This is a genomic window from Streptomyces venezuelae (assembly GCF_008642375.1).
Taxonomy (GTDB): Bacteria; Actinomycetota; Actinomycetes; order Streptomycetales; family Streptomycetaceae; genus Streptomyces; species Streptomyces venezuelae_G.
Genome location: NZ_CP029194.1, coordinates 6,059,747 through 6,083,916, shown reverse-complemented (window position 1 = coordinate 6,083,916; position 24,170 = coordinate 6,059,747). Strand labels below are relative to the sequence as shown.

22 protein-coding genes are annotated in these 24,170 nt (G+C 71.5%); 11 read left to right on the top strand and 11 right to left on the bottom strand.

Annotation, left to right across the window (positions count from 1 at the left end; translation table 11 throughout):
* The first annotated feature begins 20 nt into the window (after nt 1-20).
* The 3 genes from DEJ46_RS27840 (at nt 21) to DEJ46_RS27830 (ending at nt 2,520) form a co-directional block, all read left to right on the top strand.
* Nucleotides 21-779: a DUF4097 family beta strand repeat-containing protein gene (locus DEJ46_RS27840; RefSeq protein ID WP_150270673.1), complete on the top strand. Its 759-nt coding sequence runs from the start codon at nt 21-23 to the stop codon at nt 777-779.
* A gap of 129 nt (nt 780-908) precedes the next feature.
* Nucleotides 909-2,234, top strand: coding sequence for a hypothetical protein (locus DEJ46_RS27835; RefSeq protein ID WP_411757838.1), 1,326 nt, complete (start codon nt 909-911; stop codon nt 2,232-2,234).
* A gap of 64 nt (nt 2,235-2,298) precedes the next feature.
* Nucleotides 2,299-2,520, top strand: a complete 222-nt coding sequence (locus DEJ46_RS27830; protein WP_150270672.1) for an FmdB family zinc ribbon protein — start codon at nt 2,299-2,301, stop codon at nt 2,518-2,520.
* Nucleotides 2,521-2,553: 33 nt separating this feature from the next.
* On the opposite strand, the gene DEJ46_RS27825 is transcribed toward DEJ46_RS27830, so the two are convergent.
* Genes DEJ46_RS27825 through DEJ46_RS27815 form a run of 3 tightly spaced genes read right to left on the bottom strand, consistent with a single transcriptional unit; the run spans nt 2,554 to nt 7,108 of the window.
* A complete protein-coding gene (locus DEJ46_RS27825; protein ID WP_150274827.1) occupies nt 2,554-3,360 on the bottom strand; it encodes an HAD family hydrolase in 807 nt (268 codons plus the stop codon).
* Nucleotides 3,361-3,377: 17 nt separating this feature from the next.
* Nucleotides 3,378-5,894, bottom strand: coding sequence for a phosphoribosyltransferase (locus DEJ46_RS27820; RefSeq protein ID WP_223835146.1), 2,517 nt, complete (start codon nt 5,892-5,894; stop codon nt 3,378-3,380).
* 17 nt (nt 5,895-5,911) lie between these two features.
* The gene (locus DEJ46_RS27815) at nt 5,912-7,108 is read right to left on the bottom strand and encodes an HpcH/HpaI aldolase/citrate lyase family protein (protein ID WP_150270670.1); all 1,197 of its coding nucleotides are present in this window, start codon (nt 7,106-7,108) and stop codon (nt 5,912-5,914) included.
* 186 nt (nt 7,109-7,294) lie between these two features.
* Here DEJ46_RS27815 and DEJ46_RS27810 point away from each other — a divergent pair, with 186 nt between their 5' ends.
* The gene (locus DEJ46_RS27810) at nt 7,295-8,191 is read left to right on the top strand and encodes a TerD family protein (protein WP_190622931.1); all 897 of its coding nucleotides are present in this window, start codon (nt 7,295-7,297) and stop codon (nt 8,189-8,191) included.
* A 53-nt stretch (nt 8,192-8,244) separates the two neighbouring features.
* Here DEJ46_RS27810 and DEJ46_RS27805 read toward each other — a convergent pair whose 3' ends face one another.
* From DEJ46_RS27805 to DEJ46_RS27780, 6 genes are all read right to left on the bottom strand, one after another.
* A complete protein-coding gene (locus tag DEJ46_RS27805; RefSeq protein WP_150270668.1) occupies nt 8,245-8,982 on the bottom strand; it encodes a Tellurium resistance in 738 nt (245 codons plus the stop codon).
* A gap of 106 nt (nt 8,983-9,088) precedes the next feature.
* Nucleotides 9,089-10,228 (bottom strand): DUF475 domain-containing protein, encoded by a 1,140-nt coding sequence (locus DEJ46_RS27800; RefSeq protein WP_150270666.1) that lies wholly within the window; start codon nt 10,226-10,228, stop codon nt 9,089-9,091.
* Nucleotides 10,229-10,257: 29 nt separating this feature from the next.
* On the bottom strand, nt 10,258-10,833 hold the full coding sequence (locus DEJ46_RS27795) for a TerD family protein (RefSeq protein ID WP_150270664.1): 576 nt from the start codon (nt 10,831-10,833) through the stop codon (nt 10,258-10,260).
* Between the two features lie 83 nt (nt 10,834-10,916).
* Nucleotides 10,917-11,492, bottom strand: coding sequence for a TerD family protein (locus DEJ46_RS27790; protein WP_024761283.1), 576 nt, complete (start codon nt 11,490-11,492; stop codon nt 10,917-10,919).
* A 148-nt stretch (nt 11,493-11,640) separates the two neighbouring features.
* Nucleotides 11,641-12,099 (bottom strand): peroxiredoxin, encoded by a 459-nt coding sequence (locus DEJ46_RS27785; RefSeq protein ID WP_150270662.1) that lies wholly within the window; start codon nt 12,097-12,099, stop codon nt 11,641-11,643.
* Between the two features lie 156 nt (nt 12,100-12,255).
* Complete coding sequence (locus tag DEJ46_RS27780; protein WP_150270660.1) at nt 12,256-12,678, bottom strand: DUF3052 domain-containing protein; 423 nt, start codon at nt 12,676-12,678, stop codon at nt 12,256-12,258.
* Nucleotides 12,679-13,115: 437 nt separating this feature from the next.
* Between DEJ46_RS27780 and aceE the strand changes: the two genes are divergently transcribed.
* Nucleotides 13,116-15,848: a pyruvate dehydrogenase (acetyl-transferring), homodimeric type gene (aceE, locus tag DEJ46_RS27775; RefSeq protein WP_150270658.1), complete on the top strand. Its 2,733-nt coding sequence runs from the start codon at nt 13,116-13,118 to the stop codon at nt 15,846-15,848.
* Nucleotides 15,849-15,928: 80 nt separating this feature from the next.
* On the top strand, nt 15,929-16,708 hold the full coding sequence (locus tag DEJ46_RS27770; RefSeq protein ID WP_150270656.1) for a potassium channel family protein: 780 nt from the start codon (nt 15,929-15,931) through the stop codon (nt 16,706-16,708).
* On the opposite strand, the gene DEJ46_RS27765 is transcribed toward DEJ46_RS27770, so the two are convergent.
* Nucleotides 16,689-17,069: a peptidase inhibitor family I36 protein gene (locus DEJ46_RS27765; RefSeq protein WP_150270654.1), complete on the bottom strand. Its 381-nt coding sequence runs from the start codon at nt 17,067-17,069 to the stop codon at nt 16,689-16,691. The two genes, DEJ46_RS27770 and DEJ46_RS27765, sit on opposite strands and share 20 nt — an antisense overlap.
* 129 nt (nt 17,070-17,198) lie before the next feature.
* The gene (locus DEJ46_RS27760; protein WP_150270652.1) at nt 17,199-18,824 is read right to left on the bottom strand and encodes an MFS transporter; all 1,626 of its coding nucleotides are present in this window, start codon (nt 18,822-18,824) and stop codon (nt 17,199-17,201) included.
* 125 nt (nt 18,825-18,949) lie between these two features.
* Here DEJ46_RS27760 and DEJ46_RS27755 point away from each other — a divergent pair, with 125 nt between their 5' ends.
* The 5 genes from DEJ46_RS27755 to DEJ46_RS27735 all read left to right on the top strand — a co-directional run bounded on the left by DEJ46_RS27755 (nt 18,950) and on the right by DEJ46_RS27735 (nt 24,106).
* A complete protein-coding gene (locus tag DEJ46_RS27755; protein ID WP_150270650.1) occupies nt 18,950-19,606 on the top strand; it encodes a TetR family transcriptional regulator in 657 nt (218 codons plus the stop codon).
* Nucleotides 19,607-19,681: 75 nt separating this feature from the next.
* Nucleotides 19,682-20,896, top strand: coding sequence for an alpha/beta hydrolase (locus DEJ46_RS27750; RefSeq protein ID WP_150270648.1), 1,215 nt, complete (start codon nt 19,682-19,684; stop codon nt 20,894-20,896).
* A gap of 74 nt (nt 20,897-20,970) precedes the next feature.
* Nucleotides 20,971-21,906 (top strand): DUF4429 domain-containing protein, encoded by a 936-nt coding sequence (locus DEJ46_RS27745; RefSeq protein ID WP_150270646.1) that lies wholly within the window; start codon nt 20,971-20,973, stop codon nt 21,904-21,906.
* Nucleotides 21,907-22,035: 129 nt separating this feature from the next.
* Nucleotides 22,036-23,382, top strand: a complete 1,347-nt coding sequence (locus tag DEJ46_RS27740) for a sensor histidine kinase (protein ID WP_150270644.1) — start codon at nt 22,036-22,038, stop codon at nt 23,380-23,382.
* A gap of 43 nt (nt 23,383-23,425) precedes the next feature.
* Nucleotides 23,426-24,106: a response regulator gene (locus DEJ46_RS27735; RefSeq protein WP_150270642.1), complete on the top strand. Its 681-nt coding sequence runs from the start codon at nt 23,426-23,428 to the stop codon at nt 24,104-24,106.
* Nucleotides 24,107-24,170: the final 64 nt, after the last annotated feature.

Here is a 24,170-nt window from a genome sequence, read left to right as displayed (position 1 = left end):
CCTGGGGGATCGAGATCGCCATGAACGTACGCCACCCGCTCCTCGCCGCCGGCGGGGTCCTCGTCGCTCTGTTCGCGCTCAGTGGCTGTGGGACAGCCGATGCCGGAGAGGCGCCGGTCGAGAAGAAGACCTTCGCGTTCGACGGGGACACCCTCGTCGTCGACTCCGACAACTCCGAGCTCGTCCTCACGCCCGCCGACGTCGACGACGTGCTCGTCGAGCGGCAGGTCGACGGATGGGTGGTCATGGGGTCGGGGCCCGACACCAGCTGGAAGCTGGACGGCGGGCGGCTCACGCTGCGCGTGGAGTGCGACGCCGTCGCCTCGAACTGCGAGGCCGTGCACCGCGTCAAGGTCCCGCGCGGCGTCGCCGTCAGCGTCGAGAACAAGGACGGCGACATCACGGCCGAGGGGTTCGCCACGCCCCTGAAGCTGCGGTCCGACGACGGTGACGTCCGGGTCACCGGGAGCACCGGGGACGTCGATCTCGCCAGCAAGGACGGCGACCTGGCCGTCGAGGGCGACACCCGCGCGCCGAAGGTCCTCGCCCGCTCCGACGACGGCGACGTGCAGGTCGCCCTAGGAGCCGTACCCCGCCGCGTCGAGGTCGTCACCAAGGACGGCGACATCTCCGTCACCGTGCCCACGGCCGAGTACGACGCCACCGCCACCAGCGGCGACGGTGACGTCAGCCTCGACGTCCCGCGCCGGGACGGCGGCGAGCACTCCCTGAGCGTCCGCAGTGAGGACGGCGACATCTCCGTCCGAACGGCGAACTGACCGGCCCGTGTGTTCGTCCTTACCGGGTGGGAGAATGAACCGGACCGGTGACGGCGGACACAGCACGGGGAGAGGTACGTGGCGGCGAGCGACGGCAGGACACCCCCTGGGGGCAGCGCGCCGCCCAGGATTCCGTCCACGTTCCGGCTGGCCCTCGCGCTGCCGCTGCTCGCCGGAGCGCTGCTGCCGCAGGCCTTCGCCGGCGGCGGTACGCGTCGCTGGTTCGGCGGGCGCGGAGAAGGCCAGCGGGCCGAGGCCCAGGCCGCCAAGGACGCCGCCGCCGCTGCCTTCTACGAGCTCGACACCGCCCAGCGCGGGCTGCGGATCTCCATCGAGACGATCACCGCCGCCGACAGCTCCCCCGACGCCCGCCGCGCCGTCGAGGACTTCGAGGCCCTCGGGCGTCGGATCGACGAGGTCAGCCACGGCTACATCACCGCCGTCGACGCCCACGACCTCGACCGTGACGAGCTCGACGCGGCGACCGCGAACCGCGCCCGCACCGAGCTGAACCACGCCAAGGACGAGCTGAACCGGGTCAAGGGCGAGCTCGAACGGTTCGAGGAGGGGCTCGGGCCCCTGCTCGACCGCGCCGAGACCCAGCTCGCCCGGCTCGTCCCCGCCGTCGAGCGGGCCCGGCAGGCGCTGCGCGGCGCGAGCGACGCCCTCGACGCCGTACGGGAAGGGGGGCTGCGCGCCGACGACCTCGCGCTGCGGCTCGCGCAGCTCGGACCCGAACTGACCCGGCTCAACGAAGGCGCCGGACGGCACGGCGTCCCCGAGACCCTCCAGCGCGCCGACCGCGTCCTGCGGGACGCCGAGGCCGTCCGCACCGAGGCCGAGCGGTTGCCGCAGCGCGCCGCCGAGATCGACCGGCGCCTCGTCTCCCTCCGTACCCGCACCGAGGCCCTCACCACCCGCACCGAGGGCGTCGAGCCGGTCCTCTCGGAGCTGCGGCGGCGGTTCTCCGCGGCCTGCTGGCAGGACCTCCAGCACGTGCCCGAGCAGGCCGCCGGCACGCTCCGGCAGGCCGAGGACCGGCTCGCCGAGGCCGCCAGGGCCCGCGAGGAGCAGCGCTGGCCCGACGCGACCTCCCTGCTCTCCACCGTCCGCGCGCTCCTCGACTCGACCGACGAGGCCGTGTCGGCCGCCGGGGACCGGCTGCGCCGCCTGGAGGCCGTCGCGAAGGACCCGAAGGCGGAGACCGACCGCGCCCGGTTCGCGGTGCGGGACGCCCAGCGGCTCGCGATGGCGGGACGCAACACCCCCGACCCGCGGCACGCCCGCCCCCTCGACCAGGCCGTGGCCCGGCTCGACCGGGCGGTCGGCACCCTGGAGGGCCGTCACCCGGACTACTGGCACTTCCTGACCGAGCTGGAGGGCGTCCGTACCGACGCCGCCCGTGTCGTCGAGCAGATCCGGGAGGACCGGGGCACCGCAGCCGCCGGGCGGTGAGGCGGGGAGCAGCCCCTCCGTCTCCTCACTGCCCTCCTCGCCCCGCCCCCGTTAGCCTGTCCCCATGCCTCGTTACGAATTCCGCTGCCGCACCTGCGGCGACACCTTCGAGCTCAGCCGTCCCATGGCCGAGTCCTCCGACCCGGCCGCCTGCCCCGCCGGGCACGACGACACCGTGAAGCTGCTCTCGGCCGTGGCCGTCGGCGGCAGCAGCTCCGCCGCCCCCGCCCAGGGTGCGGGCGGTGGCGGCGGCGGTGGTTGTTGCGGTGGGGGCTGCTGCGGCTGAGCCGGCGCGCCCCGGGCTCCCCGAGCGGGTCGGCTACCTCGCCGCCGCCGCACGGAAGCGCCGGAGGATCTCCTCCCCCGCCGCGACCCCGCGTTCCGCGAGGACGTCGAGGTGGGGGGCGGTCCACTCGCTCTCGGCGAGTTCGCCGTGGCCCGGGCGCCATGCCCGGTCCGCGGCCATCAGCAGGTCGGCGTCGAGGAGCGAGTCCCCCGCCGCCAGGGTGAGCGTGGCGCCGATGCGCCGGGCGACCTCGCGGACGGCCGCGCTCTTGGTGAGCGGCTTCGGCACCGCGTACACCTTGCGGCCCTGGAGCGAGACGGTCCAGCCGCGCTCCCCCGCCCACTCGCCGAAGCGTCCCAGCCACTCCTCGGGGAGCCGCTCGCGCTCGACGACGAGGTAGGCGAAGAGGTCCTCGGCCACCCGGTGCTTGCGGACCCACGACAGGTCCGTGGTGGCGGTGAGGTAGGCGCGGATCTCGGAGAGCGGCGCGCACTCCTCGGCCAGCCGGTTCACCACCTTCGCGTGCCATTCGCGGTCGGTGACGCCGTCGACGAGGATGTGCCCGCCGTTCGCGCAGATCGCGTACTTCGGTGCTGCGCCCGGGAGTTGGATGCGCTGGTACTGCTTGCGCGTCCGTGTCGTGGTGGGCACGAAGACGGTCTCGTCGGCCAGCCGCTCAAGGAGTCCGGCCGCGTCCTCCGTCATGTAGGAGAGCGGCTTCGACTCGTGGACCTCGACGCAGAGGAGCCTGGGCGCCTGGGCGTCGGGCATGCCGAGGGCGAGGGCCGCGCTCGAGTAGATGAGGGTGCGGTCGAGGTCGCTGGCGACCAGGGTCGTGATCGTGGTCAGCGGTGTGCTCACTGGGAGACCACCGCCTTCCCGTCGGCGCCTGTCGCACCCCTGGTGTACTGAGGGTGGATCAGGCCGACGCAGCTGTACGGGAGTTCGTCGACGGTCTCGACGGGCACACCGCGCTGCTCGGCGAGCAGGCGGACGTGTGCCAGGTCGGCTTCGGCGCCCCGCTTGGCGAGGATCTTCCAGGGGACGCGGCGCAGCAGGACACGGGTGGTCTCGCCGACGCCGGGCTTGACCAGGTTCACGTCGTGGATGCCGTACTCCTCGCTGATCCGCTCGACGGCGGCCCAGCCCTCCCAGGTGGGGGTGCGGTCGGCGGCGAGGAGTTCCTTGACGTCCACGTCGACGGTCTCGGCGACCTCGTCGAAGCGGGCGGCGACGGCGTCGACGAAGGCGCCGGAGACATCGGAGCCGGCCAGTTCGCGGTAGAACTTCGCGCCGTGGAAGTCGTGCGGTCCGACGAGGTCGGAGCGGAGCACGGTGCGGGATATCAGGCCGGAGACCGTGGAGTTGAGGCAGGCGGAGGGGATGAGGAAGTCCTCGCGGGTGCCGTAGGTGCGGACGCAGGAACCGGGGTCGGCCAGGACCGCGATCTCCGGGTCGAAGCCCGATATCCCATCCGCGTTCTCGAACTCCTTTATCGCTTCGGCGAGTTCGCGGGTGATGGCGCCCTTGCCGGTCCAGCCGTCGACGAACACGACGTCGGCGGGGTCGTGGTGGGCGGCGAGCCAGCGCAGCGCGTTGGCGTCGATGCCGCGGCCGCGCACGATGGAGACGGCGTAGTGCGGGAGGTCGAGGCCGTGACGGGCCTTCGCCCAGCGGCGCATGAGGACGCCGACGGGGGTGCCGGCCCGGGCGAGCGAGACCAGGACGGGGCTGCGGCCGGGGCGCTCGGCGAGGACGGTCTCGGTGACGGTGCCGACCGCGCGGGCCATGCGGGCGGCGGAGCCCTCCAGGGCGGAGTGGAAGAGCTCCTGGTAGCGGGCGCTGGGCTGGTACTCGACGGGGAGCGATTCGGCGTAGTGCGCGCCGCCGCTCTGGATGGCTTCCTCGCGTTCCTCGGTGGGCGCCTCCAGCTCGACGCCCGAGAGGTCCTGGAGCAGCCAGCCGACCTCCTCGGGCGCGTACGAGGAGAAGGCGGGGCCGCGGAGGGGCTCGGGCAGCATGGAGCTCCTTTCGGGAGCTTCGGAGACCGTGGGCGTGGACGAGGTGACGGACGGCTCGTACGAGGGCACGGCCGGTGTGTACGCGGGGACGACCGCGAGGACGACGCGCGGGACGTGTGCGGCGAGCTGGGCGAGCAGGCCGTCCGGGGCGTGCAGTTCCGGGGTGTCGGCGGCGGAGTCGACGACGAGGACGACGGTGCCGAAGCCGGCGCCCGCCACGTTGTACGCGTAGCGCTCGCCGGGGCCGTCGGCCGGGTCGTCGTGGGCCGGGAAGACGAGCCGGGTGCGTATCGCGTAGCCGGGGTCGTCGACGGCGAGGACGGGCGAGCGGGTGGTGGTCGAGTAGCGGACGTCGTGGCCGGCGTCCTCCAGGGCGCCGGCGAGGCGCAGCGGCGCGTACATCAGCTCCTCGAAGCCGAGTACCAGGACGCTGCCGCCGGCCCCGGATCCGGGCCGCTCGCCGGCCCCAGGGCCGCCCGCGCCCTCCAGCGCCTCCGCGATCCTCGCCGCCAGGGCGGGCAGGACCTCCTCGAGGTGCTCCCGGTGCTCGGGCGTGAAGCCGTGCCGTCCGCCGTCGGGCAGGCCCTCGGGCCAGCCGAGCGTGACCCGTACGGGGGCCGGCCGGCCGGCGGGGGCCGCCGGAGCGACGTGCGCGCTCTCGTGCCGGGCCACCAGGGCGCGGCCCTTCTCCAGGACGCCCTCCGGGAGGCGTACGGTCCCGGCGGCGGCGGCGATCAGGTCGACGCGGGCGCCGATCTCCTCCGCGAAGGCCTCCAGGCGGCCGAGGTCGGCGGGGGAACGCATGTCGACGAGGGCCACGACGACGTACCGCTCGCGCGGGTAGCGGGCGTGCAGGTCCCGGATGGTGTTGAGGACGGTGTTGCCGGTGGAGAACTCGTCGTCGACGAGGACCAGCGGCCCGCCGCCGGCGAGGAGCGCGGGGTCCTCGGGCAGCAGGAGGTGCGAGGTCGCGTGCGAGTGGGACTCCTCGAAGCCGCCCGCACGGGCGACCCCGGCCACCGGCCGCCGGGTGGAGTGGAGGTACGGGGCCAGGCCGAGGCCGTCGGCGACGGCATGGCCCAGGGCGGTGGCGGTCTCCGCGTAGCCGAGGACGACCGAGCGCGCCGCCTCCTCGTCGCCGAGGAGCTCGCGGACGCGCACGCCGAGGCCGAGGCCGGAGCCGTACACGACGGAGGGCCGCTGCGGCACGTGCTTGCCGAGCACGCTGGAGACGAGCAGGTGCGCCCGTTTGGGGTTACGGCGCAGTGCGAGGCCCAACAGGGCCGGTAGCTCCTCGCCGCCGATCAGTTCGACGCCCAGTCGCTCCGCGACCCACGTTCCGGTCCACACCACGTCGTCGACGCCTTTCGTCAGCCGGCCAGTCCGGCGGTGAGCAGCTCCACGAAGCCGACGTCCTCCTTCGCGACGCCGAAGACCTCGGCGCGCAGCAGGATGCGTTCGGCCCACGCGCGATGCGGCTTCACTTCGTTCATTTTGTTCGTGTACGCGGAGCGCAGCACCCCGCCGCCGCCCTGTTCGGGCCGCAGGATGTCCTGGGCGTCGCTCCACTCCTCGTGGCTGACCACGGAGAGCGCATGCACCGGGACCACATGGGTGGGGTGGATGCAGGTCTTTCCGAGCAGGCCGTTCGCGCGGTCGAGCTCGATCTCGCGCAGCAGCCCGTCGAGGTCGTGCTCGATGAGGGCGGTGCGCAGGTCCTCGGCGCGGCCCTCCAGGAAGGGGCTGCGGCGAAGCTGCGGCTTGAACATGCGCTCGCCGGGACGGAAGTACTCCCAGACGGGCCCGGTGACGGTGAAGCCGGTGCCGTCGGAGCGGCCGAGGACGTTGACGACGTCGGCGATGACGTTGGCGACGATCTTGACGTCGTAGGCCGTCATGTCGGGCGAGCGGCGCAGGCCGTAGGCGGAGCAGAAATCGGTGACGCCGAGGCGCAGGGCGAGGACGCGGTCGCGGTACTTGTCGGTGATCGAGGCGATCCCGGCGAGGGTCTCGGCCCGGGTCTCCAGATGGAGGAGCTCGGGGGACTCCAGGACGGGCATGGCGAAGAGGCGCCTGCCGCTCGTCCGCTCGGCCTGGGTGAGCGCTTCGAGGAAGGCGTGGCCGCGCGCCTCGGTGAACTTGGGCAGTACGAATCCGGACAGCAGGCGGACCGTGTCGCCGAGCCGGGCGACGAGGTCGGTGATCTGGCGCGGATCGCGTACGCGAATGAAGAGCAGGGGCACACCGACGGTGGTCTCCGCGTCCGTCCGGGTGGCCTCCTCGGCCCCGGCGGCGAGGTCGGCGAACTGGCGGACGAGGTTGTTCTCGCCCTCCTGGACGTCGGCGTCGCTGATGGAGTCCTCCAGGCAGAGGACCATGGAGACCACTCCGCGCGCCGCCTGTTTACGGATGTCGTCCGCCAGCCGCGGCCGGGTGGCCGGGCTGTAGAGCGTGGCGCCGAGGGCCACGGCGAGCGTGCGTGCGGGCGAGTCGGCCGTGAACTCGGCCGGCTCGCTGTGGAACAACCCGGTCCGCGTTGCGGACGGGATGTGCCCGAAATGACGCATGTAAGTCCCCCGTCTGCCTTTCCTGGCCCTGACGACATGTGGCCGGTAATAGTACGTAGGTGCGGGTGTCCGTAGTTCCCTTCGTGCATGAAATTCAGGTAACTCGTCAGCATCCGTCATCTCGTCCCGGTATCGGTGGCGCCCCCGCGTTGTCCGCGGGTCGGACGGGAGGGCAGGATTACGGTCATGACGCACGCGATGCTGAAGGGCTCCAACGTCCCTCTCGACACCGCGGCCGTACGGGCCGTGCTCTGCTGGACCCCGGGCCCCGGGGTCCCCGACGTGGACGCCTCGGCCCTGCTCCTCGGCGCCGAGGGCCGCGTGCGGTCCGACGAGGACTTCGTCTTCTACAACCAGCCGCGCCACCCCTCGGGGTGTGTGCGGCGGCTGCCGAAGAAGCGGGTGGGCCAGGGGCTGACGGACACCGTGGAGGCCGATCTGGGCAGCCTGGAGGCTTCGGTCGACCGGGTGGTCGTCGCGGCCTCCTCCGACGGCGGCACCTTCCGGTCCGTCTCCGACCTGCGGATCCTGCTGTACGACGCGACCGCCGGGCCGGACCGTGAGCCGCTGGCGCTGTTCGACGTGACGGCGGAGACCGGCGAGGAGACGGCGGTCATCTGCGGCGAGCTGTACCGGCGCGGGGACGGCTGGAAGTTCCGCGCGGTGGGGCAGGGCTACCCGACGGGTCTCGTCGGCCTCGCCACGGACTTCGGCATCTCCGTCGACGAGGATGCCCAGGAAGCGGCCCAGGAGGCCGCCCAGGGGGCCGCTCAGGGGGCTCAGGACCTCCCCGAGGCCCAGGACGGCGCGACCGGCGCCCCCGCCCCTGATCTCCCCGTCGCCGGCTCCCCGGATCTCGACGCGACCGTGGTCCACGCCCCCGTGCCGCCGCAGCCGACGGCGCCGCCCATGCCGGACCGGGCGCCCTCCTACGGATACCCGCAGGGGGCCTCTCCGGGAGGACCGCCGGCGCACGCGCCGGCCCCCGCGTACGGCTACCCCCAGCCCGTCCACCGGACCGACCCGCACGCGGCTCCGGAGTTCCGGATGCCCCCCATGGGCCCCCAGTTCGTCAGGCCCTGAGGCCCGGGCAGGCACCAAGAGCCGGAAGGACCTTGAGGCCCGGGGACGCACGGTCACGCCTTGGTCTTGTAGCCGCGCCCCCACTGCAGTCCCCAGCCGTACAGACGGTCCAGCTCGGCCTGGAAGCCGTACACGAAGCGCACCTCGCGGCGGACGGTCAGGTCGCCCTTCGTGTTGTCCACGGAGAAGACCGCGCAGGAGCGGGCCTGCGGGGCCCGCTCGTCGAGGTCGATCTCGATCCGGGGGCCGTTGCTCGGGTAGAGCGTGATCTTGGCGTGGGTGCGGTCGAAGGCCGGCGTCTGGTCGTAGATGTAGACGAAGAAGAGCAGCCGCTTGATCTCGTCCTTGTGGTCCAGATTGATGAAGATCGTCTCTCCGGAGGAGCCCCCGAAGCGGTCGTCGCCGCTGAGCTTCACGTACGGGGCGCCGTTGAGGTCGCCGAAGAAGCCGCCGAGGGGCTGCACCACGCCCTTGCTGCCGTCGGTGAGCTCGTAGAGACAGCCGAGGTCCAGGTCGACGTTGACCATGCCCTGGGTGTGGGCCTGGACGACCTCGGGCTTGAAGAACTGCGCGGGGTTGCGCAGCAGCCGGCCGCTCTGCCGGGAGCGCCCTTCGAGGTCGGAGGTCCGCATCCGCCAGGAGAGGTTGACCCGGAGGTTGCCGGTGGCGGCGCCCTGCTTGGTGAGTGAGACCGACGGGCGCCGCTTCGTCAGGTCGATCGTGTTCGACGCGGCTCCGCCCATGTCGAACTGCGCCGCGCGCCCCGGAAACAGGTTGTCCCAGAAGGCCATGACGCCTTCACCCCCCACTGATCGCCCACTGATCACCGCACATGCCTGCGGGGCGGCCGGGTGCACCGACCGCCCCGCAGTGAAGCGTTCCTCGTTACCGGGGGTGTCACACCCCGGCGGACACCTCCGTCTTGCCGCCCGAGCCGCCCTCGGCCGCCGCGAGGGCCTTGTTGCGCCGGACGGAGGACCAGAAGGACCAGGCGATGAGGGCGACACCGATACCACCGGTGACGATCTCGGGGATCTGGAAGCGGATGCTGATCATGAGGATGACGGCCAGCGCGCCGATCGCGTAGTGCGCGCCGTGCTCCAGGTAGACGTAGTCGTCGAGGGTGCCCTGGCGGACCAGGTAGACCGTCAGCGAACGGACGTACATGGCGCCGACGCCGAGGCCGAGCGCCATCAGGACGATGTCGTTGGTGATGGCGAAGGCGCCGATGACACCGTCGAAGGAGAAGGAGGCGTCGAGGACCTCCAGGTACAGGAACATGAAGAAGGCGGCCTTGCCGGCCAGCTGGACGACGGTGACCTTCTTGCCGCTGCGCTTGGCCTCTTCCTCGGCCTCGTGCTCGCGCTCCTCTTCCTCCTCCAGCTTGTTCTCGAAGAAGCTGGAGAGACCGCCGACGATGAGGTAGGTGATCAGACCGAAGACGCCCGAGAGCAGGACGGTCGACGCCGCGTCGATGTGCGTGCCGCCGTGCTGGTGGGCCTGGGTCGCGAAGGTCATGGCGCTGATCGCCAGGACGATCAGGGCGATGCAGACCGAGAGCATGTCGACCTTGCCGAGCTTGGCCAGCGGGCGCTCCAGCCAGCCGAGCCACTTGATGTCACGGTCCTCGAAGATGAAGTCGAGGAAGATCATCAGCAGGAACATGCCGCCGAAGGCCGCGATCGACGGGTGGGCGTCGGTCACGAGCTGCTCGTAGCGCTCGGCGTCGTTGAGCGCGAGATCGACGGCCTCGATGGGGCCGATCTTGGCGCTGATCGCGACGATCACGACGGGGAAGACCAGTCGCATGCCGAAGACGGCGATCAGGATGCCGATGGTGAGGAAGATCTTCTGCCAGAAGGCATTCATCTTCTTCAGGATTCCGGCGTTGACCACCGCGTTGTCGAAGGACAGCGAGATCTCGAGGACGCAGAGGATCGCGACGATCCCGAAGGCCTCCCACCCCCCGTAGAGCACCGCTGCGACCAGACCGAGCGCAGTGATCGCGAACGACCAGCCGAAGGTTTTCAGAACCACTGTCTACCCCATCGTGAAATTACATGGCTTTACGAAACGTTGACCCCGAAGTCTAGAGCGATGCCCCGGAGCCCGGACGCGTACCCCTGACCGACCGCTCTGAACTTCCATTCGCCGTTGTAGCGGTAGAGCTCGCCGAAGATCATCGCGGTCTCGGAGGAGGCGTCCTCGGAGAGGTCGTAGCGCGCGAGCTCCTGGCCGTCCGACTGGTTCACGACCCGGATGAAGGCGTTGCTGACCTGACCGAAGCTCTGTGCGCGGTTGTCGGCGTCGTGGATCGAGACGGGGAAGACGATCTTGTCGCAGTGGGCCGGGACCTTGGTGAGGTCCACGATGAGGGACTCGTCGTCCCCGTCACCCTCGCCGGTGAGGTTGTCGCCGGTGTGTTCGACGGAGCCCTCGGGGCTGCGGAGCTGGTTGTAGAAGACGAAGTACTCGTCGCCCAGCACGCGTCCGGCCTGGCACAGCAGGGCGCTGGCGTCGAGGTCGAAGGGGGCTCCGGTGGTGGAGCGCGCGTCCCAGCCGAGCCCTACGAGGACCTTGGTGAGGTTGGGAGCGGCCTTGGAGAGGGAGACATTGCCTCCCTTGGCGAGTGTGACACCCATGTGATCGGTTCCTCCCCGGTGGTGATGAGGCACGTCCGGCGCCGCACGGAGTGTGCGGCGCCGGACGGTTCGAACGGTTCGGCTCAGACGTTGACGCCGAAGTCCGCCGCGATTCCGCGCAGACCTGAGGCATACCCCTGACCGACCGCGCGGAACTTCCACTCCGCGCCGTGGCGGTACAGCTCGCCGAAGACCATGGCGGTCTCGGTCGAGGCGTCCTCGGAGAGGTCGTAGCGGGCGATCTCGGCGCCGCCGGCCTGGTTCACGACGCGGATGAACGCGTTGCGCACCTGACCGAAGGACTGCTGGCGGTTCTCGGCGTCGTAGATCGACACCGGGAAGACGATCTTGCTCACGTCGGCAGGCACGGTCGCCAGGCTGACCTTGACCTGCTCGTCGTCGCCCTCGCCCTCGCCGGTGAGGTTGTCACCGGTGTGCTCGACCGAGCCGTCGGCGCTCTTCAGGTTGTTGAAGAAGACGAAGTCCTGGTCGTTGCGGACCTTGCCCTCCTCGCTCACCAGGATGGCGCTGGCGTCGAGGTCGAAGTCCGTACCGGTGGTGGTGCGGACGTCCCAGCCCAGACCGACGGTCACGGCGGTCAGGCCAGGGGCCTCCTTGGTCAGCGAGACGTTGCCGCCCTTGCTGAGGCTGACTCCCACGAGTCCCTCCATACGTTTTCAGGGGCAGCGCCCCAGTCGTGCGTTGGCATCGGATCAACGAGTGGATCCTAGTGACGGGTTCCCGGTCGAAACAGTCGATTCGCCCGGCGAATCCGAGGTGTCGGCCGCGGGACACCCCCTGGGCGGCTCAGACGGCGTCGAGCGCCTTGACGTAGTCGCCGATGTCCCGGGCGTCCGGCAGGGCGTTCACGACGGTCCAGCGGACGACGCCCTCCTTGTCGATGATGAAGGTGCCGCGCACGGCGCAGCCCTTCTCCTCGTCGAAGACGCCGTAGGCGCGGGAGGCCTCGCCGTGCTTCCAGAAGTCGGAGAGCAGCGGGAAGTCCAGGTCCTCCTGGTCGGCGAAGACGCGCAGGGTGTGGATCGAGTCGTTGGAGACGGCGAGGAGCTGGGTGTCGTCGTTGACGAACGTCGGGAGGTTGTCCCGCAGCTCGCGCAGTTCGCCGGTGCAGACACCGGTGAAGGCGAAGGGGTAGAAGAGCAGCACCACGGTCTTCTCGCCGCGGAAGTCCGAGAGCCTCACGGTGCGTCCGTGGTTGTCCTTCAGCTCGAATCCCGGGGCCTCGGTGCCGACCTCGATCGCCATCGCCCACGTATCCCTTCCGCCGGAGCCCGAATCCCCGGACCGGACCGGCCCGCGGAGCGAATCGGCCCTTTGGGCCGAATCGGTGAGGCCCAGCCTACGGCCTGTGCGCGAAAGCCCCCGCCGGCGTACCGGCGGGGGCGTCTCGCAACGTGGTGATCAGCGCTTGGGGGCCACCAGACGGGCGCCCGCCCAGTCCTTGGCGACGCTGATGCTCTTGGTCTGGGAGAGACCAGCAGTCTGCGCGGCATCGTTGATATCGCTCGGCTCGATGTAGCCGTCACGGCCGGTCTTCGGCGTCAGCAGCCAGATCACGCCGCCGTCCTCCAGAAGACCGATGGCGTCCACCAGTGCGTCGGTGAGATCGCCGTCCTCGTCGCGGAACCAGAGGACAACGGCGTCGGCGACGTCGTCGTAATCCTCGTCCACGAGCTCGGCGCCGATGATGGACTCGATGCCTTCACGGAGATCCTGGTCGACGTCGTCGTCGTAGCCGATCTCCTGGACCACCTGTCCGGGCTCGAACCCCAGCCTCGCTGCCGGGTTGGTCCGCTCCTCCGCGTGGTCCGCGGTCGCGCTCACGGCTTGCCTCCTGCTCATTCGGAAAATGCTGTGGGCCACGCGTATGCGCGCGGCGCTGGCCGTAGTCCACACGTGCCGGGGCTCATCGCGCAAGTACTGGGCCGCGGAGACCGCCGAAACGGTGACGTTTGGGGCCGTCTCGCCCCAACTTCCGGCACGCTCCGGCCGCACTCCGTGATCAGTCCCACATGATTCATCCCGGTTTACGGACTTCTGAGCTTTCAGTCTGCCGAACGCCCGGACGAAACGCATGCGCGAGTTGGGCGTAAGGTTGCGATTTGAACACATCCGAAGACGTGGAGGACACCGCGGACACCGCTGGGCCCCCCGTAGGGGTTACCCCTCGGTAAATGTGACGTCTGGCGCCGGCGGGGTACACGATGGACAGCCCGACCACTCCGTGGCCCCGTGGGCACCACCGACAGTGAAGGAAGAGCGTGGCTCCCGGATCCGATCGCAACCCGATCATCATTGGCGGCCTTCCCAGCCAGGTCCCGGATTTCGACCCGGAAGAGACCCAGGAATGGCTCGACTCCCTCGACGCGGCCGTCGACGAGCGGGGCCGTGAGCGGGCCCGCTACCTCATGCTCCGTCTGATCGAGCGGGCACGCGAGAAGCGCGTGGCCGTGCCCGAGATGCGCAGCACGGACTACGTCAACACCATCGCCACCAAGGACGAGCCCTTCTTCCCCGGCAACGAGGAGATCGAGCGCAAGGTCCTCAACGCGACGCGGTGGAACGCGGCCGTGATGGTCTCGCGCGCCCAGCGCCCGGGCATCGGCGTCGGCGGTCACATCGCCACCTTCGCCTCCTCGGCCTCCCTCTACGACGTCGGCTTCAACCACTTCTTCCGCGGCAAGGACGAGGGCGACGGCGGCGACCAGATCTTCTTCCAGGGGCACGCCTCCCCCGGCATCTACGCCCGCGCGTACCTCCTGGACCGGCTGAACGACACTCAGCTCGACGGATTCCGCCAGGAGAGGTCGAAGTTCCCGAACGGGCTCTCGTCGTACCCGCACCCGCGGCTGATGCCGGACTTCTGGGAGTTCCCGACCGTGTCGATGGGCCTCGGCCCGCTCGGCGCGATCTACCAGGCGCGGATGAACCGGTACATGGAGGCGCGCGGCATCGCCGACACCTCCAAGTCGCACGTCTGGGCGTTCCTCGGCGACGGCGAGATGGACGAGGTCGAGTCGCTCGGCCAGCTCTCCATCGCCGCCCGCGAGGGCCTGGACAACCTGACCTTCGTCGTCAACTGCAACCTCCAGCGGCTCGACGGCCCGGTCCGCGGCAACGGCAAGATCATCCAGGAGCTGGAGTCGATCTTCCGGGGCAACGGCTGGAACGTCATCAAGCTGATCTGGGACCGCTCCTGGGACCCGCTGCTCGCGCAGGACCGCGACGGCATCCTGGTGAACAAGCTGAACACCACCCCGGACGGCCAGTTCCAGACGTACGCGACGGAGACCGGCGGCTACATCCGCGACCACTTCTTCGGCGACGACCACCGGCTGCGGGCCATGGTCGAGGGCATGTCGGACCAGCAGGTCCTGCACCTGGGGCGCGGCGGCCACGACCACAAGAAGATCTACGCGGCCTACGCGGCGGCGAAGGCGCACGCCGGCCAGCCGACGGTGATCCTCGCGCAGACCGTCAAGGGCTGGACGCTGGGCCCGAACTTCGAGGGCCGCAACGCGACCCACCAGATGAAGAAGCTGACGGTCGACGACCTCAAGCGCTTCCGCGACCGGCTGCACATCCCGGTGACGGACCGGCAGTTGGAGGACGGCCTGCCGCCGTACTACCACCCCGGCCGGAACTCCGAGGAGATCCAGTACATGCACGACCGGCGCAGCGCGCTGGGCGGGTACGTGCCGACCCGTGTCGTGCGGGCGAAGCCGCTGGTCCTCCCCGACGACAAGACCTACGCGGCGGCCAAGAAGGGCTCGGGGCAGCAGTCGATCGCCACCACGATGGCCTTCGTCCGCATCCTGAAGGACCTCATGCGGGACAAGGAGATCGGCAAGCGCTTCGTGCTGATCGCGCCCGACGAGTACCGCACCTTCGGCATGGACGCCTTCTTCCCGAGCGCCAAGATCTACAACCCGCTGGGCCAGCAGTACGAGGCGGTGGACCGCGAACTCCTCCTCGCCTACAAGGAGTCGCCTACGGGTCAGATGCTGCACGACGGCATCTCCGAGGCCGGCTGCACGGCCTCGCTGATCGCCGCGGGCTCGGCGTACGCCACGCACGGCGAGCCGCTGATCCCGGTGTACGTCTTCTACTCGATGTTCGGTTTCCAGCGGACCGGCGACCAGTTCTGGCAGATGGCCGACCAGCTGGCGCGCGGCTTCGTGCTCGGCGCCACCGCCGGCCGCACGACGCTGACCGGCGAGGGCCTCCAGCACGCGGACGGCCACTCGCACCTGCTCGCCTCGACCAACCCGGCCTGTATCGCCTACGACCCGGCCTTCGGTTTCGAGATCGCGCACATCGTCAAGGACGGCCTGCGCCGGATGTACGGCCCGGCCGCCGAGGACGTCTTCTACTACCTGACCGTCTACAACGAGCCGATCCAGCACCCGGCCGAGCCGGCGGACGTGGACGTCGAGGGCATCCTCGCCGGCCTCCACCGCTTCAAGCCGGCCGAGGCCGGTGCGATCCCGGCGCAGATCATGGCCTCCGGTGTCGCCGTGCCGTGGGCGATCGAGGCGCAGCGGATCCTCGCCGATGAGTGGAACGTCCGCGCCGACGTCTGGTCCGCGACCTCGTGGACCGAGCTGCGCCGCGAGGCCGTGGCCGTCGAGGAGCGCAATCTGCTCCACCCCGACGAGGAGCAGCTCGTCCCGTACGTGACGCGCAAGCTCCAGGGCGCCGACGGCCCGTTCGTCGCGGTCTCGGACTGGATGCGCGCGGTCCCGGACCAGATCTCCCGCTGGGTGCCGGGGACGTACACCTCGCTGGGCGCGGACGGCTTCGGCTTCGCGGACACGCGGGGTGCGGCCCGCCGCTACTTCCACATCGACGCCCAGTCGATCGTGCTGTCGGTGCTGACCGAGCTGGCCCGCGCGGGCAAGGTCGACCGGTCGGCCCTGAAGCAGGCCGTCGACCGCTACCAGCTGCTCGACGTGGCGGCCGCCGATCCGGGCGCCGCGGGCGGCGACGCCTGAGTCCGTAGCGCATAGCGCCTGGTGAGGGGCGGTGGGGCCGATGGCCCCGCCGCCCTTCGGCGTTCTCTACGATGCCCCGCATGAAGGTTCGCTGGAAGAGCTGGGAAAAGCGCACGCAGACGCCGCTGCTGGCGCTCGCGGTGGCGTTCGGCGTCGCCTACGCCGTGCCGATCGTGGCTCCCGGCGCCGCCCCGTGGGTGCACCGGCTGTGCACCCAGGTCGAGTGGGTGGTGTGGGCGGCCTTCGCCCTCGACTACCTCGTCCGGCTCGGCCTCGCCCCGTCCCGCTGGGCCTTCGTCCGCTCCCACCCCCTCGATCTGCTCGCGGTCGTGCTGCCGATGGTGCAGCCGCTGCGGCTGCTGCGGGTCGTCTCCACGCTCCTCCTCGTGGGCCGGCGGGCCCGGATGGCCCCGCAGATCACGCTCACCACCTATGTGGCGGGTGCGGTGGTCGGACTGATGATGTTCGGCTCGCTGGCCGTCCTGCACGTCGAACGCGACGCCCCGGACGGCAACATCAAGACGCTCGGGGACGCGGTCTGGTGGTCCTTCACCACGATGACCACGGTCGGCTACGGCGACCACGCCCCGACCACGGGTCTCGGCCGGGTCCTCGCGGTCGGTCTGATGCTCTCGGGCATCGCCCTGCTGGGTGTCGTCACCGCCAACATCGCGGCCTGGTTCATCTCCCGCTTCGACCGGGACGACGCGGTGGAGCGCCGGCAGACCGAGCTCCTGGAGGCGCTGACCCTGGAGGTGCGGGAGCTCCGCGCGGAGGTCGCGCGGCTCTCGGTCCCGGTGCAGGTGCCCGCGCCGGACGAGACGCCGGACGTCCCCGCCCCTACCGCTCCCAGATCTTGAACGCTCTGACCTCGTAGGGCGTCTGCGGCACCCAGGTCCCGCGCCCCGGGTACGTCTCGAACTCCCCCGTCTCCGCGCACTCCGCCGACTGGTACGTGGTGACCGGCCGCCCCGTGCGGTTCGCGAGGGACTGGGCCGAGGTGCCGGGCGGCAGGGCGACACAGCTCTCGATGTCGGTCGTGGCCAGCTCGTGGCTCTGGGCGCGGCCCTTGAAGTCGGGCTTGGTCCAGAGGCAGAGCCGGCCGGGACCGCAGGCCCCGAGGGCCGTCCCGGACGGCGCCGCTGCCGCGGGCGGGGTGCCCTGGGCCGCCAGGAGAGCGGTCAGGACGGCCGCGACGGCGAGAACGGTCTTTGCGTACATGCTGGTGAACCCCCGATTCGTCACTCTCTGTAATCAGAGCATGATCGAGGTCACCCGCCAACGGAAGAGGGGCCGCCCCCGTTCACGCGAACGGGTGACGGCCCCCTACGGGAACCCTGACGCCGGACGTCAGATGTGACCGCCCATACCGCCCGCCTCCGCGTTCTCCCCGCGCTTGGTGAGCGTGGCGACGAGGGCCGCGACGACCGCGACGCCGCCGGCGACGGTGAAGGCCAGGCCCATGCCGTCCAGGAAGGTGTCGTGGATGACGCCGGAGATCTTGTCGAAGAGGTCGGGGGTCATCCCCGGCGCCTCGGCGAGCTCCGGCGGGGCCATGCCGAACTCGGCGGCCTGCTCGAGCTCCGGGTTGACCGGGGCCGGGATGCCGGCGTCCTTCCAGTTGCCCGCGAAGGAGTCCGCCACCTTGGAGGACATGACGGCGCCGAGCACCGCGGTGCCGAGCGCGCCGCCGACCTGCATCGCGGCCTGCTGCAGACCGCCGGCCACGCCGGACAGCTCCAGCGGGGCGTTGCCGACGATGACCTCGGTGGCGCCGACCATGACCGGGGCGAGGCCCAGGCCGAGCAGCGCGAACCACAGGGACATCGCGAAGGTGCCCGTACCGGCCGAGAGCGTGATCATGCCGAACATGGCGACGGCGGTGCAGACCATGCCGCCGACGAGCGGCACGCGCGGCCCGAACTTGGTGATGAGCGCGCCGGCCAGCGGCGAGGAGACGATCATCATCGCGGTCAGCGGCAGCAGGTGCAGACCGCTGTCGACCGGGCTGAGGCCCTTCACGCCCTGGAGGTAGAAGGTCACGAAGAACAGGCCGCCCATGAAGGCGAAGGCCATCAGGACCATCAGGACGACACCGGCCGAGAGCGGCACGGAGCGGAACATGCCCAGCGGGATCAGCGGCTCCTTGACCTTGGTCTCCCAGAAGGCGAAGAGCGCGAAGAGGACCAGCGCGCCGATCAGGCAGCCCCAGGTCTTGCCGCTGGACCAGCCCCAGGACTCGCCGGCCTTGATGAGGCTCCAGACGAGGGAGGCCATGGCGCCCGAGAGCAGCAGGATGCCGAGGACGTCGAAGGAGCGCGGCGCGTTCTCGGCGCGGTGGTCCTTGAGGATGACCAGGCCGAGGACGAGCGCGACGACGCCGACCGGCACGTTGATGAAGAAGACGGACTGCCAGCTGACGTGCTCGACCAGCAGGCCGCCGACGATCGGGCCGCCCGCCGTGGACGCGCCGATGACCATGCCCCAGATGCCGATGGCCATGTTCAGCTTCTCGGCGGGGAAGGTGGCGCGCAACAGGCCGAGCGCGGCCGGCATCAGCAGGGCGCCGAAGAGGCCCTGGAGGACACGGAAGGCGATCACGGCGCCGATCGAGTCGGACAGGCCGATCGCCCCGGAGGCCGCGGCGAAGCCCGCGATGCCGATGAGGAAGGTCTGGCGGTGGCCGAAGCGGTCGCCGAGCTTGCCGGCGGTGATCAGGGCGACGGCGAGCGCGAGCAGGTAGCCGTTGGTGATCCACTGCACCTGGGCGAGCGTGGCGCCGAGGTCGTTCTTGATCGCGGGGTTGGCGATGGCGACGATCGTGCCGTCGAGCGCGACCATCATCACGCCCACGGCTACGGCGAACAGGGTCAGCCACGGGTGCCCGCGCAGTCCCTTCGCCGGGCCCGGTGCGGGTTCCCGGGCGATGCCCCCCTGACCCTGCGGGGCCTTTTCCACGGTGGTCTGACTAGTCATGCGAACGAGGCTAGTGTCAGCCACTGACAATTGACAAAGCGATTCACACGCCGGTAACTGTCACGTAGCTCACAGGTACCCTGACTTCGCCCGACTCGGACGAAACGCCTGAAAAGAGATTCGAATTGACCGTCCCCGCCCCTGGCCTCCGCGAGCGGAAGAAGCAGCGCACGCGCGACGCGCTGATCCGGGTGGCCCTGGAGCTCTTCACCACCCAGGGGTACGAGCGGACGACCGTCGACGAGATCGTCGAGGCCGTCGAGGTCTCCCAGCGCACCTTCTTCCGCTACTTCGGCTCCAAGGAAGAGGTCGCCTTCGCCGTCCAGCACATGGTCGAGGAGCTGTTCGTGCGGGCCCTCGGCGAGCGGCCGGCCACCGAAGGCCCCTTCGACGCGCTGCGGCACGCCGTCCTCAGCTCCTGGGACCACGCGGGCGAGGCGATCGCCGACGTCGTCCCCGTCGAGCTGTACCTGCGGAACTTCCAGATGATCGAGTCGACGCCCGCGCTGCTCGCCTTCCATCTGCGCCGCTCGGCGGAGACGGAGGAGACGATCGCCCGGATCATCGCCGACCGGGAGGGCCTCGACGTGGACGGGGACCCGCGGCCGCGGATCGCGGTGGCGGCCTTCAGCGGCGTCATGCGGGTGACCGGCCAGATGTGGGTCCGGGGCACGGACCAGAGCCTGGAGGGCATCCGCGCCCTCACCGAGCGTTACCTCGACCACCTCGGCCCGGCGCTCGCCCCGCACTGGCGGACCGGGGCCGCCGACGACGCCCCGTAGGCGTTCCGTACCGCTCCGAAGTACCCTGCGACACCCTTTGGGCGACCCGCTCCGGCCCCCGTAGGGTGGCGCCCCGTGACCTCCGCCGACGCCTCGCCCACCCTCGCCGTGACGCGCACGCTCCTCGCGCTCGCCGTCGTGTTCGTGCTGCTCGCGACCACCGGGTGGACCACGATCCGGCACCGGCCCGAGCCCGGACCGTCCCGCGCGGCCTCGCTCGCCGCGTGGGCGCGCGACCGCGTCGGCCACCAGCCGCTGCCCGACCCGGCGGCCACCCCGGCCCGCGCGGTCGCCGCGTTCTTCGCCCGGCTCGGACCGGCCGGCGGCGCCCGGCTCGCCGAACGGCACCCCCTCGTCGTCGGCAATCTCAACGGCGCCCCCGTCGCCCTCCGCTACCGCGCCAACAGGATCACGCTCGCGGCGGCGCTCGACGCCGAGCGGAGCCGGCTCGACGGCACCCGGCTCTCCGCCGAAGGCCGGCACGAGGCACGCCGCAGGGCCGACCGCTTCGCCTCCCTGATGCGGCCCGGCCGCCAGGTCCTGGCCTTCGACCCGACGGGCAAGGGACGCGCGGCCGAGGTCCTCGGCGATCTGGAGCGGGCCCGGCGGGTCTCGGTGATCGTGCCCGGCGTCGACACGACCCTCCTCACCTTCCAGAAGACCCACGGCCGGTACGCGGCTCCCGCAGGCATGGCCCAGGCGCTGTTCGCCGCCGAGCGGCGGGCCGCCCCCGGCGCCCGGGTCGCCGTCATCGCCTGGGCCGACTACACCGCGCCCGCCGGGGTCGGCGTCGACGCGATGACCGGCCGGCTCGCCGCGAACGGAGCCGTACGGCTCACGGAGCTGACCGCGGCGCTGCCCGGCGACGCCCGGGTGGCGCTCTTCTGCCACAGCTACGGCTCCGTCGTCTGCGGGCTCGCCGCACCCGAGCTGCCCTCCCGGGTGACTGATCTCGCCGTCGCCGGCAGCCCCGGCATGCGGGTGGAGCGCGCCGCGGAGCTCGCCACCCCGGCCCGGGTGTGGGCGATGCGGGACCCGGACGACTGGATCGAGGACGTGCCGCACATGGAGGTGGGCGGGGTCGGGCACGGCGCGGACCCGGTGGAACCGGAATTCGGCGCGCGGCTGCTCTCGGCGGGCGGAGCGGCCGGCCACAGCGGCTATTTCGAGCCGGGGACGGAGAGCCTCGGCAACTTCGCCGCGATAGGGGTCGGTTCGTACCAGGACCTGATCTGCGCACGTGCCGACAGCGCTTGCCACCACGGAATATCCGGTGCGGAAGGGGCCTGACGCGCGTAGATCACGGAATTTCCCGACCTTTCACAGGGGCGACGCACAGGCATACGCCGCATACGATGAGGCGTATGGGTGATGTGCTGGCCGGAATTCATGCCACCTGGGAGTTCGAGAGCGATGCCCTCGTCATCCGCTTCGAACGGGGGAACCGCAACACGCCGAGGCTCTTCGGCGCGCTACGCGAACGACGAGTACCGCACGAGGCTTTGGCGTCCGTGACGCTCACGCCCGGCAAGCGGGGCACCGTCGTGCTGCACGCCGTGCCGCGGCCGGGCGCCGATCCGCTGATGGAGGCGGCCGCGGGCCAGCTCAAGGAGGCCTGCGACCCGTACCGTCTGGTGCTTCCGGCGGACCGGGAGACGCTCGCCGAGTACTACCGGGACGAGCTGCGGGCGCTGCTCCCGGCGGACGCGGGCTTCGCTGCGGAGGCGGACGCGGGCTTCCCCCAGATTGAGGGCGAGGACGCCGGTGACGCCGTGGCCGTGCGGCCCGCCGACGGCTTCCTGGTGGCCGCGCCCGCGGGGCCGCTGTCCTTCAAGACGTACGACGGGCGGGCGAGCTTCGACGGGACGTCGGAGGTCGCCTTCCGCTGGTCCTGGACGGGCGCGTCCTCGGAGAAGTGGAAGGCCGGCGACCAGACCTTCTCGGTACGGGAGCTCAGCGGCGTCGAGTGGCGCTCGCCGGAGATCCTCGACGGATACCTGCGACTGGTGCCCAGGGACGGCGGCGCCCGGCCCGCACAGCCCGACCGGGACCCGGCCTCGGTCGTCTTCGGCCTCGGCTACGGGCCCGTGCACGAGTCCCTCCCCTTCGCCGCGGCGGTCCTCGCGGCCATCCGCGGCAAGGACCGCGTGCCCGTCACGGCCGGCGTCCCGGCCACCGCGCGCCGCGACCCCGGGGCGGTAGCGGAAAGGATCCGGCACCTGGGCGACCTGCACCGGGCCGGGCTCGTGACGGACGAGGAGTTCTCGGCGAAGAAGGCGGAACTCCTCGCGGAGCTCTGAGCCTGAACCTGAACCTGAACCCGAGCCGGGAGGGGCACCGGACCCGCGTGTCATACCCCGGTATCGGGTCGCGGCCCCCACCCCGGTATGACGCCCGTGCCCACGGCCGCTGCCTACCCTGGGCGGGTCATGGCTACCGAACAGCGGCACGAGCCGCCCACCGCCCGCCTCAGCCGGTTCAGCGCACGGTCACGCGAGTTGTTCCAGGGCCTCGGGGCCGCGCTCACCACCCCGACCACCCCCGGCGCACCACTGCTCTCCGAGGCCTCCTCGCGGTGGGTGCGCCTGCTGCCGTACGTCGTCGCCGTCGCCTTCGTCTCCTCGCTCCTGCCCAGCACCATCACCGTCCTCGTCAACGACTACGGCGTCAACGGCGGCCTCGCCGGGGCCGTCGCCACCGCCCAGACCGTGCCGCTGCTGCTCGCCGTCTCCCGCCCCCTCCAGGCCTGGTGGGTGATCTTCCCCGCCGACGTGCTCGGGGCGCTCGCCCTCCTCGGCTCGGACGGCGCCCACGCCGACCTGTGGCCCTGGACCCCGCCGGTCGTCGTCGGCTACTGCGCGCTGATGGTCGCGCTCGGGCTGCGCGAGTCGCGCCGGGCCCTCTTCGGTGTCTGGCTGGCGACCGGCGCCGCCGGGTACGCGCTGGAGGCCTTCCGGCCCGACGGGACCACCAGCGTCCACACGCTGCTGCTCGTGCTGAGCGGCGTCCTGCTGCTGCTCACCTCGGCCGTACGTGCCCGGGGCGACGCACAGCGGCGGCTCGTCGAGCAGGAGATCATCAACGAGGCCGAGCGCTCCCGCCGGACGCTCCTGGAGGAGCGGGCGAGGATCGCGCGCGAGCTGCACGACGTCGTCGCCCACCACATGTCCGTGATCACCGTGCAGGCGGACTCGGCGCCGTACCGCATCCCTGACCTCCCGGACGCGGCCCGGGAGGAGTTCACCTCCATCGCGACGAGCGCGCGCGAGTCGCTGGCCGAGATGCGGCGGCTGCTCTCGGTGCTGCGCAGCGACGGCAGTGAGGGCGAGCGGGCCCCGCAGCCGGGGCTCGACCGGGTCCAGCAGCTGGTCGAGGCGACCGTGCGGGCCGGGGTGCCGGCCGAGCTGTCGCTCGCCGCCGGTCTGAAGGACGTGCCGCAGGCGGTGGACCTGTCCGCGTACCGGATCGTGCAGGAGGCCCTCGCCAACGTCGTGCGACACGCGCCGGGCGCCGCGACGCGTGTGTCGGTGCGGGCCTCGGACGACGGGTGGCTGACGGTCCTCGTCGTCAACGGGCCCGGCGAGGCGGCGGGTTCCGGGGTGGAGCGCGGTGCGGCCGGCACCGGGCACGGTCTCGTCGGGATGCGGGAGCGCGTACGGTTGACGGGCGGCTCGCTGGACACCGGGCCGCTGCCGGACGGCGGCTTCCGGGTGGCCGCACGGCTCCCGCTGACGGCGGACCCGGCGCCCGCCGCGGAACCGGAACCGGCGCCCTGACGGCCCGGCCCCCCGGCCCGCCCCCGACCCCCGAGGACCCCGAGTGACCATCCGCGTGATCATCGTCGACGACCAGGCCATGGTGCGGGCCGGTTTCGCCGCGCTGCTCGCCGCCCAGCCCGACATCGACGTGGTCGGCGAGGCGCCGGACGGGCGGCAGGGCGTGGACGTGGCCCGTTCGACGCACCCCGACGTCGTCCTGATGGACGTTCGGATGCCGGAGCTCGACGGGCTCGCGGCGGCCCGGGAGATCCTCCACCCGCCGGCCGGTGTCACGCACCGGCCGAAGGTGCTGATGCTGACCACCTTCGACGTCGACGACTACGTGTACGAGGCGCTGCGCGCGGGCGCGTCCGGCTTCCTCCTGAAGGACGCGCCGCCCGCCGACCTCATCGCGGCGGTACGGATCGTGGCGGCGGGCGAGGCGCTGCTCGCCCCGTCCGTGACCCGCCGTCTCATCGCCGACTTCGCCGCCTCCCGGCCCGCCCCGCGCCGGGACACCACCGCGCTGCGTCTCAACGGCCTCACCCCGCGCGAGACGGAGGTCCTGGAGCTGATCGCGCGGGGCCTGTCCAACCAGGAGATCGCCGACCGGCTGGTCCTCGCGGAGCAGACGGTGAAGACCCACATCGGGCGGGTCCTCGCCAAGCTGGACCTGCGCGACCGGGCCCAGGCCGTCGTCTTCGCGTACGAGTCGGGCCTGGTCACCCCCGGCGCGAACTGAGTCCTTCGGACACCCCCCGGGCACCCCCCGGGGGAAAACCCCACCCCTGCCTTGGGGTTGGCTG